Raw genomic sequence first — 17,041 nt, forward strand, 5'->3', positions numbered from 1 at the left:
CACGAGCAGCGCTACGCAGTCTTGATCAAATGCGCCGCCAGCGTGCGCAACGGCCCAAGCTGGCGGCAAATCAGTGCCAGTTGGGTTTGCACCAGTCGCTGGCTTTCGTCCAGTTCGTCCGGCATCTGCTCCAGTTCATTGGCCAGCGCTTCTTCTTCATCACTTTGCACCGCCACCGGTTGTTTGGCGGCCAACCCTTGGGCGATCAGGTCAATGCTGTCGGCAATCTGCCGCCCCGCGCCCTCAATCAACTGCTCACGTATGTCCCCCGGCAGTGGGGTGTCGCGGTGCGCGCCCAAGCCTGACAAGTAGCTGAGCAGGGTGTGCGACAGCACCAAAAAGCGGAAACCCATGTCGGCATCCTTACGGAAATGCCCCGGTTCCATCAGCATGTTGGCCAGTGTGGTCGAAAGCGCCGCATCGGCGTTGTGCGCATTGCGTCGCGCCAACCGGTACGCCAGATCATCCGTTTTACCCTGCGCGTACTGCTGCAAAATCTGCCGCAAGTATTGGCTGTTACAGCTCAAGGTATTGGCCAGCACCTTGTTCAGACGGCGGCCTTGCCAGTCGGGCAAGAACAGGAACACCGCCGCCGCTGCAATCACACTGCCCACCAGCGTGTCGAACAGGCGCGGCAGGAACAGCCCGTAGCCATCGCCCACTTGATTGAAGCAGAACAGCACCATCAGGGTGATCGCGGCGGTGCTCAAGGTGTAGCGCGTGGTGCGGTTGATAAAGAACACCACGCCTGCGGCCACCGCGAACATGGATTGAATCAGCGGGTTGGGGAACAGGTCGAACAGCGCCCAACCCACGGCCAAACCAATCGCCGTGCCGATAATGCGCTGACTGAACTTGCGCCGTGTGGCGCCATAGCTGGGCGAACAGACAAACAGCGTGGTGAGGATGATCCAGTAACCTTGCGTCGGGTGAATCCAGTGCACCATCGCAAAACCGATACACAAGGCCAAAGGCAGGCGCAGGGCGTGGCGGAAGATCAGCGAGGTCGGCGTCAGGTGCTGGCGCAGCCGCGACCAGACGTCTTTGAGGTTGCGCGGCGAGCGATCCAGCAAGCTGCTGTCGGTGGCGTCGGCCAGGGTGTCGGGGTTGCTGGCGTCACTCAACAACCGGTCGAGCGTACCGAGGTTGGCAGCCAGCGCGCGCAGCGAGCGCAGCAAGCCGCGCCAGGCCGGGTTGCTCTGAATGCGCAGATGTTCGAGAGAGGCGTGCAAGTCGCTCAGGGCTTCAGCAAAACTGTCGTCGTAGACAAACGGTTGGCGCAGTTTGATCGAGTCCGACAGGCGCTGACAGGCCACGCCTTGTTGGCGCAGCAGGCGCTGGCAGCGGAACATCACATCGCTGTGAAAGAAGGCGTCGGCCAAAGCGTTGTACGGGTAGTGCGAAGAACTGGCGCGCTCGTGGATATCTTGGGCGAGGAAATACAGCTTCAGGTATCGGCTGAGTTTGGACCCGGGCCGCGAGTTACCGACGCGGTGCAGAATGATTTCTTTGGCCGTGTTCAGTGCGGCGACGACCTTGCCATTTTGCCGCGCAAGGTCCAGACGCCCGGCTTCTACATCCAGCGTGCGGATCGGTTCGAATAATGAGGACTTGAGCTTGAGGTACAGCCCCAACTCCCAGAACAGCCGGGCCAGGCTTTGCTGCACCGGCTGATGGGAAAACAGCGCTTGCCACAGCACCGACAGCAGCCCGTACCAGGCCGCGCCAGCCACCAGCAGCAGAGGCTCGTGCCAAAAATCGGTGACTTCGCCGCCGCGCTGATCGACGCCGATCATGGTGTACACCGCCAGGATCAGCGTGGCAGAGGCAATGGCACCATAGCGTTCGCCCAACGCACCGAGCATGGTCAGGCCGAACGCGGCCAGCGCCAGTGCGCAGACCATGAGCAACGGATAGGGGAACAACAACTCGACGGTGGTCGCGGCGGCGGTGAAGCACACCAATGTCACCAGCAAGGCGTTGAGACGGCCTTGCCAGCTGTCATCGGTTTCGGAAAGGGCGCTGGCGATGATCCCCAGAAACAGCGGGATCAGCAGCTTCATCTCATCTTGATACCAGCAAAAAGCCATGCTGCCGGTCAGGGCGATAAACACCCGAACGCTGTAACTGAACTTGTCCCGCGCCCACAGGCGGCGCAAAGACTGCTGAAAAGTTTTCGATGACATGAAGTGGCGTGGCCTTGCGAGTCGTTTCGCTAAATTGAGCCAGTTAAGACGACAGTGCAATGACACTGTTCACATCGCGCTCAAATTATTTTTGCGCCCATGAAGGCGAAGGCGGCGCGCGTTGATGTTTAAACGCTCGCCGCTTTAGGCGAGGGTCAGACGTACTGCGCGGCTGCGTAACCCGATGCCCACGCCCACTGGAAGTTAAACCCACCCAGATGGCCGCTCACATCCAGCACTTCGCCGACAAAGTACAGGCCGGGGCTTTTCAGCGACTCCATGGTTTTGGACGACACCTCGCGGGTATCCACCCCGCCCAGTGTCACTTCCGCCGTGCGGTAACCTTCGGTGCCTGCCGGTACAACCTTCCAGCACGCCAGTTTGTCGGCCACGTCTGCCAGTTCATTCGGGGTGTACTGCTTCATCGGCTTGGACACAAACCAGTGCTCGGCCAACAGATTGGCCATCTTCTTGGTGAAGATTTCGCCAAGCAGGGTTTTCAGCTCACTGTTGGGGCGTTCGGCTTGTTGGGTGTGCAGCCAGTCCAGCGCGTCGGCGTCGGGCAGCAGGTTGATCTCAACCGTGTCACCAGGGAGCCAGAACGATGAAATCTGCAAGATCGCCGGCCCGCTCAGCCCCCGGTGAGTGAACAGGATGTTTTCGCGAAAACTTTGATCATTGCAGCTCACCAGGCAGTCCACCGAAGTCCCCGACAGCTCCGTGCACAGTGCTTTGAGCTGGTCGGTGATGGTAAACGGCACCAGCCCGGCGCGGGTCGGTAGCAGCGTATGACCGAATTGCTTGGCCACTTGATAACCGAAACCGGTCGCGCCGAGGGTCGGAATCGACAGCCCGCCGGTGGCAATCACCAACGACTGGCCGTTGATCGGGCCCAGCGTAGTGTTGAGGCTGTAACCGGTGTCGGTTTTTTCGATCTGCTCCACCGAGGTGTCCAGGTGCAGGCTCACGCCCGCCTGTTTGCACTCGTCGAGGAGCATGTCGAGGATGTCGCTGGATTTGTTATCGCAGAACAGCTGGCCGAGTTTTTTCTCGTGATACGGCACGCCATGTTTGGCCACCATCGCGATGAAATCCCATTGGGTGTAACGGGCCAGTGCCGACTTGCAGAAGTGCGGGTTCTGCGACAGGAAATGGTTGGGTTCGGCGTACATATTGGTGAAGTTGCAGCGGCCACCGCCGGACATGAGGATTTTTTTGCCCGCCTTGTTGGCGTGGTCAATCAGCATCACCTTGCGCCCACGTCCGGCAGCGGTCAGCGCGCACATCAAACCTGCGGCGCCAGCGCCAATAATTACAACGTCGGTAGAGCGCAAAACTGAATCCTCATTAAAAACGGCCCTCACCCCAACCCTCGCCCGAAGGCAGAGGGCGCTTGATTGAGGTGATCTTGAATTCTGTACAGATCAGCCCCCTTCCCCTCAGGCAGAGGGGTGAGGGAGCCGATACCGCGGTGTTACAACACGCGCACGCGCAACACGCGGCCTTTGATTTTGCCTTCGCTCAAACGCTGTGCCGCTTGCTTGGCGATGGTGCGGTCGACGGCGACATAGGCCTGGAAGTCAAAGATGGCAATCTTGCCCACCTGAGCGCCCGGAATGCCGGCATCGCCAGTCAGTGCGCCCAAAATGTCACCCGGACGCACTTTGTCTTTACGACCGGCACCGATCACCAGCGTGCTCATGGCGGGTAGCAACGGAGCGCCACCCTGCGAGGTCAGGCTGTCCAGGTTTTCCCAGTTCAGCGGGGCCTTTTGCAGTTGCTCGATGGCTTGGGCGCGGTGCGCTTCAGACGGGGCAACCAGGCTGATGGCGATACCTTTCTCTCCCGCACGACCGGTACGGCCTACACGGTGAATGTGGATCTCGCTGTCGCGGGCCAACTCAACGTTGAGCACCATGTCCAGTGCGTCGATGTCCAGGCCACGGGCTGCCACGTCAGTGGCCACCAGTACCGAGGTAGAGCGGTTGGCAAACATCGCCAGGACTTGATCACGGTCGCGCTGTTCCAGATCGCCGTGCAGGCCAACGGCCGAAATACCTTTGGAGGTCAGGTGATCTACGGTTTCCTGAACCTGCTGCTTGGTGAAGCAGAACGCCACGCAGGATTGTGGACGGAAATGGCCCAGCACCTTGGTCACGGCACTCATGCGCTCTTCAGGGGAGATCTCGTAGAAACGCTGCTCGATCTGGCTGTCGGTGTGCAGGGCTTCGGCCTTAACCTGCTGCGGGTTACGCATGAACTTGGACGACAACTGCTTGATGCCCGTCGGGTAGGTGGCCGAGAACAGCAGGGTCTGGCGACGTTCCGGGGTTTTGACAATGATGTCTTCGATGGCGTCGTAAAAGCCCATGTCCAGCATGCGGTCAGCTTCGTCGAGCACCAGCGTGTTCAAACCGTCGAGTACCAGCGAGCCTTTGCGCAAGTGCTGCTGAATGCGGCCTGGCGTGCCAACGATGATGTGCGCACCGTGCTCCAGCGAGCCGATCTGCGGGCCGAACGACACGCCGCCACACAGGGTCAGCACTTTGATGTTGTCTTCGGCGCGGGCCAGACGGCGGATTTCTTTAGCCACCTGGTCAGCCAGTTCGCGGGTTGGGCAAATCACCAGCGCCTGGCAGCCGAAGAAGCGCGGATTGATCGGGTTCAACAGGCCGATACCGAAGGCGGCGGTCTTGCCGCTGCCGGTCTTGGCCTGAGCGATCAGGTCCATACCCTTGAGGATCACCGGCAAGCTCTGCGCCTGAATCGGCGTCATCTGGGCATAACCGAGTGAGTCGAGGTTAGCCAACATGGCGGCGGACAAAGGCAGAGTGTTAAAAGCGGTGGCAATGGTGGTCACGGGACTGGCCTGCAAAACAAAATGTCGCGCAGTGTAACAGCCCAGCGCCCTTTGCCTGAAGATTCTGGACGAGTTGCGGTGCAGAACCTGTAGGCGCCAGCACGCTGGCGCCTACAGCCGGGATCAATGCTCCAGCTCATGCTCCGAGTTGGCTTTGGGTTTGCGCCCGTCCTGAGGCGACAGTTGCAGGAAGATCGCCGCTGCCAGCATGGCCATGATGCCCACGGTGAGGAAGGTCAGCTGGAACGCGCCAAGTACGGTGTCGACCCCGTCGCTGCCGCCATCCCCGGTGAACCCGCCAAGCAAGGCGCCCGCACAGGCCACGCCCAGGCTCAGCGACAGTTGCGCCACCACTGACAGCAAACTGTTGCCGCTGCTGGCGCTGGCGTCATCGAGGTCGATCAGGGTGACGGTGTTCATCGCCGTGAATTGCAGCGAGTTGATCGCGCCGAGCACGGCCAGCATCGCGAGCAGCAGCGGGTACGGCGTGTGCGCCGTCACCAGCCCCATACTGGCCAGCATGATGCCCAGCGCAAAGGTGTTGATCGTCAGCACTTTGCGGTAGCCCAGACGCTCGATCAGCGGCCGTGCAATCCATTTGGCCAACATGGCCGCGGCGGCCAGCGGCAGCATGCTCATCCCGGCCTGGGACGGTGAGTAGCCCAGCGCCACTTGCAGCAGCAGCGGTACCAAAAAAGGCAGTGCGCCGCTGCCCAAGCGGGCGAACAGATTACCCAGGATGCCCACGGCAAACGTTTTGGTCTTGAACAGCTTGGGCGAAAACAGCGGGTTGGCGATGTTACCGGCGCGCAGCCAGTACGCCGCCAGGCACGCCATGCCCGCAAACAGCAGCAACATGACCCGCAGGTGCGGCATGTGCAACTCGCCCAAGCCTTCCATCGCAATGGTGATAAACACCATCGCTGCGCCAAACAGCACAAAGCCCAGGCCGTCGAACCGTGTGCGCTCATCGCCGCGCAGGTCCGGGATAAAGTGCCACACCGCCCAGCAGCCAAATGCGCCCACGGGCAAGTTGATCAAAAATATCCAGTGCCAGCTCAGGTACTGCACCATCCAGCCGCCCATGGTGGGACCGATCAACGGCCCGAGCAGGCCGGGGATGGTGATAAACCCCATGATGCGCACCAGCTCCGAGCGCGGGTAGGCCTTGAGCACCACCAGCCGCCCGATGGGCAGCATCAGCGCACCGCCAAGGCCCTGAATGATACGGGCGCCGATCAACTCGTTGAGGGTGCCTGACAGCGCGCACAGCAACGATCCGAAGCTGAACAACAGAATGGCGGTAAAGAAGATTTTTTTAGTGCCGAAGCGGTCAGCGATCCAGCCCGAGGCCGGTATCAGCAGCGCGACCGTGAGCATATAAGCGACGATCACGCCTTGCATGCGCAGCGGGTTTTCTTTCAGGTCGCTGGCCATGTCGGGCAGCGCGGTGTTGAGGATGGTGCCGTCAAGCGACTGCATGAAAAACGCGATGGCCACCACCCACGGCAACCAGCGCAGCGTTTCAGGACTCAGAACCGGGCGTGCGGGCATAGGACCTCTTTTTCTGATCAAAACTCTGTGTAGTGGCTGTCGCAGGCTGCGATGAGGTCCTTAGCGAGCAACCTTCGCAGCCTTTGGCAGCGACTACAGGTGGGTTACAGCGTCAACGTAAGTTTTTTGACCAGTGCCCCCGGCAATAAATTCGACGCCGTTTGCCGTTGGTCATAGGTGCTGGCCGACAGCAGCAGCTCGCGCTCTACGGTCAGTGCTTCTAGCTGTGAACCCAGCAAACTGTAGATGCTGTCATCAAAGCGCATGGTATTGACCGGGGCCTTGATCTCGCCGTTTTCCACCCAGAACGTCGCAAAACGCGTCATGCCGGTCAGACGGGCTGCCGGTTGGTCAGAGTAGTTCAAATACCACAGGTTGCTGATGTACAGCCCGGTGCCCAGTTGCTTGAGAATGTCGGCCTGCGCCAGCGTACCGGGCGCCATCGCCAGGGCGCTCGGGGCCTCGCCCCCCGGCGCGCCGTTGACTTCAAGGCTGTATTCGGCGGCACTGCGTGAACCCACCAGTTGCTGATTGGCCTTGCCGTGTTTGACCAGCGACAAGTCCTGACGCGGGTAGCCTTCACCCGAAAACGCAGGGCTTAACGATTGGCTGACGTGTTCATCCAGCGACACCAGCGGGCTTAGGTGGGCGTCGCCTGCGTAGAGCTTTTGCAGCGGGCTGGATTTGCTGGCCAGCGCCTGCGCCGAGAACCCGCCCCAAGTCAGCATGCTCATGACTTCTTCCAGGGCCGCCGGGGCCAGATAGGCGCGGTATTCACCGGGTGCCAGCACCTGCACCGGGCGCCCGAGAAACTCAAGCTGCTCGCGGGCCTGCTGCATGCGGTGGGCGAAGCGCTGGCTGTTCCAGTCGGTCCCCGCGTAGCTGGCTTTTACCGCTTGGCCGTCGCTGTGGAACAGGCTCCAGTCGAAGTTGAAACTGTTGGCCTGATGCCAGCCAAACGCACCTTCAGAACTGGCGTAGCCCACACTGATCGGTCCACAGGCATAAAACCCCACCAAGTCGACGCCCTCGCTGGCACGGCGAATGTCTGCCAGCACCTGCGCCGTGTCGGGCAGCGGCGGTTCTTGCACATGATGGCTGTGCCACGGCTGCGGATTGAGCAGCAAATAGGGGTCTGGCGCCAGCAAGGGCAGGGTGTCGCGCAGTTGCTGCAAGGCGCTGGCCAACCGGCGTTGATCCTCTTCGGTGGCCCCGGCAAGCGTCATGCTGACATCGGCGTGACGCCCTTCGTGGATCAGTTTCAGGCTCAGGCTGGCCTGCTGTACCTGTCCGGCCTGACGTACCCGGCCCTTGTTGAAACGAATGAACTGCGAGGCTTCAGCGTCATAGCTCACGGTGAATTGCTCAGGGCTGTTGATCGCTGTGCGCAGCCACGCAACCAGCGCTTGGAACTGCTCGGCCTGACTCAGTCGGGTGCTCATCAGGCGTCACCTCCAAACACATCAATGTCACGGAACACGCACGCGGGCGATGCATGCCCCACGCGAATCACTTGGTTGGGCTCGCCCTTGCCGCAGTTCGGCGTGCCCAGCACTTTAAAGGTGCTGGCGTCGCCCACGGCGCTCAGGCTGCGCCAAAACTGTTCGGAAATGCCCCGGTAGTTGGGGTTTTTCACCACGCCCTTGAGTTCGCCATTCTCGATCAGTTGACCCCATTCGCAGCCGAACTGGAATTTATTGCGCGCATCATCAATCGACCACGAACGGTTGGTCGCCATCAGAATGCCGCTTTCGATACCGCCAATCAGTTGTTGCATCGATTGCTCGCCTGGCTCGACGTTGAGGTTAGCCATGCGATCAATCGGCGGACGATTCCAGCCACAGGCCCGGCTGTTGGCCACGCCCTCGAGGCCGGAGCGAAATTGCGACAAGGCACCGCCCAATGGGCGCAACAGCAAGCCTTCGCGAATCAGGTATTCCTTACGCGCGGGCGTGCCGTCATCGTCATGGCTGTAGCTGGCAAGCTCTTCAGGGAGGGTGGGGTCGAACGTCACATTGAGCAATTTCGAACCGTATTGCAGGTGCCCGAAGTCGCTGGTCTTAACGAAACTGGTGCCCGCGTAATTACGCTCATCACCCAGAATGCGGTCCAGTTCCAGCGGGTGGCCGATGGACTCGTGGATTTGCAGAATCATCTGGTCCGGCATCAGCAACAGGTCGCGTTTGCCTTGGGGGGCGTTGGCCGCCAGCAGTAATTGCAAGGCTTGGTCGGCGACGTGCGGGGCTGCGCCGATCAGCCCGCAGCGGCTGATGACATCGGCACCGCCTTGTTGGCCAAAATTGTCGCGGCCCAAACTGCGGGTCTGGCTGTCGTGGCCGTCGTACGCGGTGACTGACATACCCGGATAAACAAAGCGCTGCGCCTGACGTAACTCGGCGCCTGCGTTGTTGAGGTAAATCTGTTCGACGAGATTCAGGCCCAGGCCCACCTCCCAGCTCACCAGCCGCTCATCGTTGGGCACAGCGGCAGATTCGGCGCTCAGCAGCTCAAAGCACTCGCTGAGCGAAGGGAAAGGTTGGTCGAGGTTGGGCGAACAGTAATCGGCGCGTTCGCCCGACACCGGCTCTTGGCTCAGGTCGAGCAGCGTGTGGGCAGCGATCAGGCCGGCCTGCGCTTCGGCCCGCTCCAGCGCGGCTTGCAAGCCGGCTTGCGACAGGTCATTGGTGGCGGCATAAGCTTCGACACCGTTGATGCGCACGGTCAGCATTGCGCCTTGGTCGTGATTGAAAGAAGGCGGCTCTGCGACATGCTTGCGTACCGACAGGTATTGCCCGGACTCGCGCACATAACGTAACGAAAAGAACTCGGCCCGGGTGCGCAGCGCGTCGAAGCGCTGCTTGAGCTGAGGGTAGAAATCAAACATGCACAGACCTCCTTGTTGAGAGCGAAAGCGGCCTCACCCCAACCCTCTCCCGCAGGGAGAGGGTTGGGGTGAGGGTTACTCAGGGCAGCGATTTAAACCGGGCAACCCTTGGCGCGCAGGATGGCGTCAAAACGGTCCGGGTCCAGCGTGCCTTCTTCAATGGCCTTGAGGGTCGCTTGTTCACGCGCCAACAGATCATGGCAGCGGATCAGCAACTCTGGCAGCTCAGTGCGTGATGCGGCAACCACGCCATCGCCATCGCCAATCATCAGGTCGCCAGGCATGACCAACATGCCCGCGCACGAGATCGGCACGTTGATTTCGCCGCCGCCGTCTGTGCTCGGGCCACGGTGTACGCCGCCGATGGCGTAAGCCGGCAGCTCGCCTGTTTGCCACTCGTCAAGGTCGCGCAGGGCACCGTTGATCACGACGCCGACGATGCCGGCTTTAAGGGCCATGGCGCGCATGATGCCGCCAAATACAGCGCGGGTCAGGTCGGCGCTGCCGTCGATCACCAGCACATCGCCGGGGCGGGCCATTTGCATGGCTTTGAGAATCATCAGGTTGTCGCCGGGACGCACGCGCACGGTCAGTGCGCTGCCGAGCATCGGGCGGTTGCCGTGGAACGACTTGAGACCCAGGCCGCCAACGTTGCGGCCCAGGCAGTCGCTGACAGCGGCGGCAGGGATCTTGCTGAACTCGGTCAGCCATTTTGGATCGAGAGGTTCTGCGTTTGGATTAATCAGGAAGCCGGTTGGCCATTTGCTCGAAGAGACAACATCAAACATAGAAAACCTCTTGGCCAGGCAGGTGCTGGCGTGTCGGGTGGGGCGGGGGGGTGAGGCGCGAAACGAGGCACTAGATTAGGCCTGCGTTGAGGCCGGGGCAAGCGGGGGGAAGATGAAACAATGAACGACACCCACCCCGTAGTCGCTGCCGAAGGCTGCGATGAGGGGTGTGGCGGGTTCAAGAATACGGGGGGGCAACCCCCCCTTCGCAGCCTGCGGCAGCGACTACCGATTGATCGCTGTTACTGCGCGGTACGGCTCACGTCACGCAGCGGCTTGCCGCGTACCGGTGCATCACCTGCCACGTAGTAGTCAGCGGTGCTGCGCGGCAACGGCTGGCGACCACGGATCTTGTCGGCGATTTTCTCGGCGATCATGATCGTTGGGGCGTTCAGGTTACCGGTGGTGATCAGCGGCATGATCGAGGCATCGACCACACGCAGACCCTGCATGCCATGCACACGGCCTTCGCCGTCTACCACGGCCATCTCGTCGGTGCCCATTTTGCACGAGCAAGAGGGGTGGAACGCGGTCTCGGCATGTTCGCGGATAAACGTGTCCAGCTCTTCGTCTGTCTGTTTGTCGATACCGGGGCTGATTTCACGGCCACGGTAAGCGTCCAGCGCAGGCTGCTGCATGATTTCACGGGTCAGGCGGATGCCGTCACGGAACTCTTGCCAGTCTTGCTCGGCTGCCATGTAGTTAAACAAGATGCTTGGGTATTCACGCGGGTCTTTGGACTTCACGTTGATCCGGCCACGGCTCGGCGAACGCATGGAACCCATGTGCGCCTGGAAACCGTGTTCTTTCACGCCGTTGCTGCCGTTGTAGTTAATCGCGACTGGCAGGAAGTGATACTGAATGTTTGGCCACTCGAACTCTTCGCGGGTGCGGATAAAACCACCGGCTTCGAACTGGTTGCTCGCGCCAATGCCTTTGCCCAGGAACATCCACTCAGCGCCAATTGCCGGCTGGTTCCACCACAACAGTGACGGGTACAGCGACACCGGCTGGGTGCAGGCGTATTGCAGGTACAGCTCAAGGTGGTCTTGCAGGTTCCGGCCCACGCCTGGCAGGTCATGAACCACCGGGATGTCGAGGCTGTTAAGCAACTCGGCCGGGCCGACGCCGGAGCGTTGCAGCACGGTCGGCGAACCGATGGCGCCGCTGCACAGCAGCACTTCTTTACGGGCCTTGGCCTGAATGCGGGTGTCGCTGTCGCCGACCATGTAGGACACGCCAACGGCACGCTTGCCTTCAAACAGGATTTTGTCGGTCAAGGCGTGGGTGACGATTTTCAACGTCGAACGCTGCTTGGCCGTGTCCAAGTAACCGCGGGCGGTGCTGGCGCGACGGCCGTTCGGCGTCACGGTACGGTCCATCGGGCCGAAACCTTCCTGCTGGTAGCCGTTCAAGTCTTCGGTGCGCGGGTAGCCCGCTTGTACACCGGCTTCAACCATGGCGTGGAACAGCACGTTGTTCCCGGCTTTAGGCGTGGTCACGCTGACCGGACCGTCGCCACCGTGGTAGTCGTTCGGGCCGATGTCACGGGTTTCAGCCTTGCGGAAGTACGGCAGGCAGTCCAGGTACGTCCAGTCTTCGAGGCCCGGGTTTTTCGCCCAGCCGTCGTAGTCCATTGCGTTACCGCGGATGTAGCACATGCCGTTGATCAGGGACGAGCCGCCCAGACCTTTGCCACGGCCACATTCCATGCGGCGGTTATCCATGTGTGGCTCTGGATCGGTTTCGAAGGCCCAGTTGTAGCGGCGGCCTTGCAGCGGGAATGCCAGTGCCGCAGGCATTTGCGTGCGGAAGTCGAAACGGTAGTCCGGGCCGCCAGCTTCAAGCAGCAGCACGGTGACGCCTTGGTCTTCAGTCAGACGGGTCGCCAGGGTGTTACCGGCAGAACCGGCACCAATGATGATGTAGTCGAATTCTTGGGACATAAAATGCACCCTCGTATAAATAAAGAACGCTGTAGTCGCTGCCCAAGGCTGCTGCGAAGGATTGCTGTGCAACCCTTCGCAACCTGCGGCAGCGACGACCAGTAATCGGCTGTCAGGTGGGTTTAGAACACCGAGACGTAATCGCCCAGCTCTACCTGTACCGATTTGATCTGGGTGTACTGAGCCAGCGAGCTGATACCGTTTTCACGGCCAATGCCCGACTGCTTGTAGCCGCCCACCGGCATTTTTGCGTCGGATTCGCCCCAGGCGTTGATCCAGCAAATACCCGCTTCCAATTGATGAATCACGCGGTGAGCGCGGTTCAGGTCTTTGGTCACCAGGCCCGCAGCCAGACCGAACTCGGTGTCATTGGCGCGGCGGATCACTTCTTCTTCGGTGTCATAGGTGAGGATGCTCATCACCGGGCCGAAGATTTCTTCTTTAACAATGGTCATGTCGTCGGTGCAGTCGGTGAACACGGTCGGTGCCACGAATGCGCCTTTGGCCAGGTCGCCTTCGGTCAGGCGTTCGCCGCCGCACAGTACGCGGGCGCCTTGCTCTTTACCCTTGGCAATGTAGCCAAGCACGCTTTCCATGTGGGCAAAGCTGACCAACGGGCCGAAGTTGGTGTTTTCGTCTTCCGGGTTGCCGATGCGGATGCGCGCAACGCGCTCCAGAATCTTGGCTTCGAATGCGGCTTTGAGTGCAGTCGGCACGAACACGCGGGTGCCGTTGGTGCACACCTGGCCCGAGCTGTAGAAGTTGGCCATCATCGCGGTGTCAGCCGCGCGGTCCAGGTCGGCGTCGTCAAAAATGATCAGTGGCGACTTGCCGCCCAACTCCATCGTCACGTCCTTCAAGGAAGAGCTGGTGGCGCTGGCGGTGACTTTTTTGCCGGTGTCGGTGCCGCCGGTGAACGAGATTTTTTCGATGCGCGGGTGTTCGGTCAGCCAGGTGCCGACTTCACGGCCGCTGCCGGTCAGTACGTTGAACACGCCGTCTGGCAGGCCCGCAGCCGTGAAGATTTCAGCCAGTTTCAAGGTGGTCAGCGAGGTGACTTCGCTTGGCTTGAAGATCATTGCGTTGCCCGCTGCCAGCGCCGGTGCGGATTTCCACAGGGCGATCTGGATCGGGTAGTTCCACGCGCCGATACCGGCCACAACGCCCAGCGGCTCGCGACGGGTGTAGACGAACGAGGTGTCGCGCAGCGGGATTTGCTCGCCTTCAATCGCAGGCGCCAGGCCAGCGTAGTACTCCAGCACGTCAGCACCGGTGACGATGTCAACGTAGCGGGTTTCGGAGTACGACTTGCCGGTGTCCAGGGTTTCCAGCGCGGCCAGTTCATCGTTGCGCTCGCGCAGGATGTCCACCGCGCGGCGCAGGATGCGCGAACGCGCCATGGAGGTCATGGCAGCCCAGATTTTCTGGCCTTTTTCAGCGCTGACAACCGCGCGCTCAACGTCTTCCTTGGTCGCACGTTGCACTTGTGCGAGGACTTCGCCGTTAGCCGGGTTGATGGCATCGAAGGTTGCATCGCTGCTGGCGTCTGTGTAACCGCCGTCGATGTAAAGTTTTTGCAGTTCGAAACGGGCCATAAAATCCTCGCAAGTGCATAAGTGGTTGGCGTTGATCGTGGAGCGGGATGCCATCTAACTGGGGCAACTCAGATTCACGACAGTTCAGGGGTTAAGCGTTAATTGAGGCTTAACTCACCTGTTTCGCCAGTTGTAGATCCATGTATTCGTAGCAGATGCGTTGCGCCTGTTCTGTGTCGAAAGCATCTCCCGACAGGGCGCCACGCAGCCATAGTCCATCGATGAGGGCCGCCAGGCCGCGCGCTGCCGAGCGGGCTTCGGCCTGCGGCAACACACGACGAAACTGGCAGCACAGATTGGAATACAGGCGGTGATCGTTGATCCGCTGCAATCTGTGCAACGACGGTTGGTGCATGCTGGCAGCCCAGAAGGCGAGCCAGGTTTTCATTGCCGGGCCACTGACTTGGCTGGCGTCAAAGTTGCCTTCAACGATGACCTGCAAGTGAGCCCTCGGGCTGTCGTCGTCCAGCGCTTGGCGGCGCTCGGTGACGTTGTCGATCAAGACGTTCATCAAGTACCGCATGGTGGCGGCAATCAGACCGTTCTTGTCTCGAAAATAGTGGCTGATGATGCCGTTCGACACACCGGCCAAACGGGCAATCAGCGCAATGCTGGCATCCGCCATGCCAACCTGATCGACGGCCTGTAAGGTGGCTTCGATCAACTGTTGACGGCGTATGGGTTGCATACCGACCTTGGGCATTTTTGCTCATCTCCTTGGGCCGGCGGACAGTGCAGGAAAGATCACTGAACGGCGGCCAGTCTATTTTGTTTTGATTGAACGTTCAATCAACAAAGAATACTATCTGCGACAATTCGTCGCGATTGATGCCGTTTCCCTACGCATGAATGGCGCCAAACGACACTGTAATTTCTTCTGAATCCCTTACGTCTGTAGGAGCGAACGTGGTCGCGAAGGTCTTTACCGATACGCGCGGTAGCCGAGCAGGCACGGTGCTGTTGGGACGATCGCGAGCAAGCTCACGCCTGCACACGGTGCGTTGGCTGAACATACGAACGGGTCCAGTTTTTTTGCGGTGCCTTTATATCACTCGACCGTTGGTCGCTATCTAAGCGTTTGGTCGGGTGTTGCTTTGCATCAAGTTCTTCTCTCGCGCTGCCTGGAGCATCCGTGCAATGAGTTCTGCTTCTCTTATAAAGACCCCACCGCAAAAGGTGACGGTCAACGGTTGGGTGTTTTACACCTCCACTGCCTTGATCTTGTTGTTGACTGCCATTTTGATTGCCGCGCCACAAGAAGCCGGCCGCCTGCTGGGCATTGCCCAAGAGTGGCTGTCGCGCTCCTTTGGCTGGTACTACATGGTGGTGATTGCCGCGTACCTGATCTTTGTGGTCGGTCTGGCGTTTTCTTCGTACGGCAAACTGAAACTGGGGACCAAGCAAGACACCCCGGACTTCAGCTATGGCGCGTGGGCCGGGATGCTGTTCTCGTCGGGTATCGGCATCTCGTTGCTGTATTTCGGCGCGTCCGAGCCGCTGGACCACTACTTCAATCCGCCAGAAGGCGTGTCGGGCAGCCATGAAGCCGCGCGTCAGGCGCTGCAACTGACGTTCCTGCATTGGGGCCTGCACGGCTGGGCGATTTACGCGCTGGTCGGTTTGGCCGTGGCCTATTTTGCCTACCGTCATAACCAGCCGCTGGCGCTGCGTTCGGCGTTGTACCCCTTGATGGGCGAGCGTTGGGTGAAAGGCGCTGCGGGCCATGCGGTGGATGGTTTCGGCATGTTCGTGACCTTGCTCGGCCTGGTGACCAACCTGGGGATTGGCTCGATGCAAGTGTCGTCCGGGCTGGAAAACCTGTTCGGTATGGAACACAGCAATACCAATTTGCTGATCGTCATCATCGTGATGAGCACCGTGGCCACCATCGCTGCCGTTTCGGGCGTTGAAAACGGCATCCGTCGCCTGTCCAACCTGAACATCGTGCTGTTCAGTGGCTTGCTGATTTTCGTGTTGTTGTTTGGCCCCACCTTGCACCTGCTCAACGGCTTTGTGCAGAACACCGGCGATTACCTCAACGGTATCGTCATGAAAACCTTCGACCTGTACGTGTACGAAGGCGACACCCAAAAAACCGAAGGCTGGTTGGGTCTGTGGACCCTGTTCTACTGGGCGTGGTGGATTTCCTGGGCCCCATTCGTAGGCATGTTCATTGCGCGTATTTCCCGTGGCCGTACCGTGCGTGAGCTGGTGGCTGGGGTGTTGCTGATCCCGCTGGGCTTTACCTTGGTCTGGTTGTCGATCTTCGGTAACTCGGCACTGGATCTGGTGGTTAACCACGGTGCGGTGGAGCTGGGCAAGACGGCGCTGGAACAGCCGTCGATGGCGATCTACCAACTGCTTGAGCATTACCCGGCGTCGAAAATCGTGATTGGCGTGTCGATCTTTGTCGGTTTTGTGTTGTTCCTGACCCCTGCGGATTCTGGCGCGGTGATGATGGCCAACCTGTCGTGCAAAGGCGGTGATGTGGACGAAGATGCCCCGCACTGGTTGCGTATCTTCTGGTCGGTCGTGATCACTCTGGTGACCATTGGTCTGCTGTTTGCCGGTAACTTTGCGGCGATGCAAACCATGGTGGTGTTGGCGGGGCTGCCGTTCTCGGTGGTGCTGGTTCTGTTTATGTTTGGCCTGCACAAAGCAATGCGTCAGGACACCCAAATGGAGCTGGAACAAGCGGAGTTGGCGGCGCGTGGTCGTCGTGGTTTCTTCAGCGAGCGTTTGACCGCCCAGGAGTTGCAACCGACCCAGGCGGTGGTGCAGCGCTTCATGGACAAACACGTCACACCTGCACTGGAAGAAGCGGCCGTGCAACTGCGCAGCCAAGGCATGAGCGTGCAGACCCTGCTGGGCAAGGCCAAACGTTGCATGGGTGTGCGGGTTGAAATGGACGAGGGCAACCCGTTCGTTTACGAAGTCAGCCTGGACGGTTACCTGGCCGCGCCAAGCGAGTCGACGCAAGACGCGGCGACGGATGAAGAAGTGCGCAGTCGTTACTACCGTGCCGAAGTGTACTTGCACAACGGCAGCCAGGAGTACGACTTGATGGGCTTCACGGATGAGCAAATCACCCGTGACGTGCTCGATCAGTTTGAAAGCCATCGCCAACTCCTTGGCCGGGTTTATAGCTGATTGCGGTTCAGGGCACCCTCTCCCTAACCCTCTCCCTTTGGGAGAGGGAACTGACTTGAGGTGTTCTTGAATTTGCGT

Annotated in this window: 11 protein-coding genes; 1 reads left to right on the forward strand and 10 read right to left on the reverse strand. The window is 60.1% G+C overall.

Annotation, left to right across the window (positions count from 1 at the left end; all coding sequences use genetic code 11):
• Window positions 1-11: 11 nt before the first annotated feature.
• The 10 genes from yccS to betI all read right to left on the reverse strand — a co-directional run bounded on the left by yccS (window position 12) and on the right by betI (window position 14,516).
• Window positions 12-2,186 carry a YccS family putative transporter gene (gene yccS, locus TU86_RS10110; protein WP_048364145.1) on the reverse strand — a complete coding sequence of 725 codons (2,175 nt, stop codon included), beginning with the start codon at window positions 2,184-2,186 and terminating at the stop codon, window positions 12-14.
• A 155-nt stretch (window positions 2,187-2,341) separates the two neighbouring features.
• Window positions 2,342-3,520 carry a BaiN/RdsA family NAD(P)/FAD-dependent oxidoreductase gene (locus tag TU86_RS10115; RefSeq protein WP_048364146.1) on the reverse strand — a complete coding sequence of 393 codons (1,179 nt, stop codon included), beginning with the start codon at window positions 3,518-3,520 and terminating at the stop codon, window positions 2,342-2,344.
• Window positions 3,521-3,660: 140 nt separating this feature from the next.
• Window positions 3,661-4,998 carry an ATP-dependent RNA helicase DbpA gene (dbpA, locus tag TU86_RS10120; RefSeq protein WP_238936195.1) on the reverse strand — a complete coding sequence of 446 codons (1,338 nt, stop codon included), beginning with the start codon at window positions 4,996-4,998 and terminating at the stop codon, window positions 3,661-3,663.
• A 171-nt stretch (window positions 4,999-5,169) separates the two neighbouring features.
• Window positions 5,170-6,600: a multidrug transporter subunit MdtD gene (mdtD, locus tag TU86_RS10125; protein WP_048364148.1), complete on the reverse strand. Its 1,431-nt coding sequence runs from the start codon at window positions 6,598-6,600 to the stop codon at window positions 5,170-5,172.
• A 104-nt stretch (window positions 6,601-6,704) separates the two neighbouring features.
• Window positions 6,705-8,042, reverse strand: a complete 1,338-nt coding sequence (locus tag TU86_RS10130) for a TldD/PmbA family protein (RefSeq protein ID WP_048364149.1) — start codon at window positions 8,040-8,042, stop codon at window positions 6,705-6,707.
• Entirely contained in the window at window positions 8,042-9,484 is a 1,443-nt protein-coding gene (locus TU86_RS10135) for a TldD/PmbA family protein (RefSeq protein WP_048364150.1), read from the reverse strand. The genes TU86_RS10130 and TU86_RS10135 overlap by 1 nt, the downstream gene beginning before the upstream one ends.
• Before the next feature lie 92 nt (window positions 9,485-9,576).
• Entirely contained in the window at window positions 9,577-10,272 is a 696-nt protein-coding gene (locus tag TU86_RS10140) for an RraA family protein (protein ID WP_048364151.1), read from the reverse strand.
• A 242-nt stretch (window positions 10,273-10,514) separates the two neighbouring features.
• Window positions 10,515-12,218 carry a choline dehydrogenase gene (gene betA / locus TU86_RS10145; RefSeq protein ID WP_048364152.1) on the reverse strand — a complete coding sequence of 568 codons (1,704 nt, stop codon included), beginning with the start codon at window positions 12,216-12,218 and terminating at the stop codon, window positions 10,515-10,517.
• A gap of 122 nt (window positions 12,219-12,340) precedes the next feature.
• On the reverse strand, window positions 12,341-13,813 hold the full coding sequence (gene betB / locus TU86_RS10150) for a betaine-aldehyde dehydrogenase (RefSeq protein ID WP_048364153.1): 1,473 nt from the start codon (window positions 13,811-13,813) through the stop codon (window positions 12,341-12,343).
• A 109-nt stretch (window positions 13,814-13,922) separates the two neighbouring features.
• The gene (gene betI, locus TU86_RS10155; RefSeq protein WP_048364154.1) at window positions 13,923-14,516 is read right to left on the reverse strand and encodes a transcriptional regulator BetI; all 594 of its coding nucleotides are present in this window, start codon (window positions 14,514-14,516) and stop codon (window positions 13,923-13,925) included.
• A gap of 491 nt (window positions 14,517-15,007) precedes the next feature.
• Here betI and TU86_RS10160 point away from each other — a divergent pair, with 491 nt between their 5' ends.
• On the forward strand, window positions 15,008-16,963 hold the full coding sequence (locus TU86_RS10160; RefSeq protein ID WP_239658780.1) for a BCCT family transporter: 1,956 nt from the start codon (window positions 15,008-15,010) through the stop codon (window positions 16,961-16,963).
• Window positions 16,964-17,041: the final 78 nt, after the last annotated feature.

This window comes from Pseudomonas weihenstephanensis, from assembly GCF_001043055.1.
GTDB classification, from domain to species: domain Bacteria; phylum Pseudomonadota; class Gammaproteobacteria; order Pseudomonadales; family Pseudomonadaceae; genus Aquipseudomonas; species Aquipseudomonas weihenstephanensis.

Bases quoted from the DNA above. Each gene is read 5' to 3' on its own strand.
- yccS (WP_048364145.1), bottom strand. From the start codon at position 2,186: ATGTCATCGAAAACTTTTCAGCAGTCTTTGCGCCGCCTGTGGGCGCGG.
- dbpA (WP_238936195.1), bottom strand. From the start codon at position 4,998: ATGTTGGCTAACCTCGACTCACTCGGTTATGCCCAGATGACGCCGATT.
- mdtD (WP_048364148.1), bottom strand. From the start codon at position 6,600: ATGCCCGCACGCCCGGTTCTGAGTCCTGAAACGCTGCGCTGGTTGCCG.
- TU86_RS10130 (WP_048364149.1), bottom strand. From the start codon at position 8,042: ATGAGCACCCGACTGAGTCAGGCCGAGCAGTTCCAAGCGCTGGTTGCG.
- TU86_RS10135 (WP_048364150.1), bottom strand. From the start codon at position 9,484: ATGTTTGATTTCTACCCTCAGCTCAAGCAGCGCTTCGACGCGCTGCGC.
- TU86_RS10140 (WP_048364151.1), bottom strand. From the start codon at position 10,272: ATGTTTGATGTTGTCTCTTCGAGCAAATGGCCAACCGGCTTCCTGATT.
- betA (WP_048364152.1), bottom strand. From the start codon at position 12,218: ATGTCCCAAGAATTCGACTACATCATCATTGGTGCCGGTTCTGCCGGT.
- betB (WP_048364153.1), bottom strand. From the start codon at position 13,813: ATGGCCCGTTTCGAACTGCAAAAACTTTACATCGACGGCGGTTACACA.
- betI (WP_048364154.1), bottom strand. From the start codon at position 14,516: ATGCCCAAGGTCGGTATGCAACCCATACGCCGTCAACAGTTGATCGAA.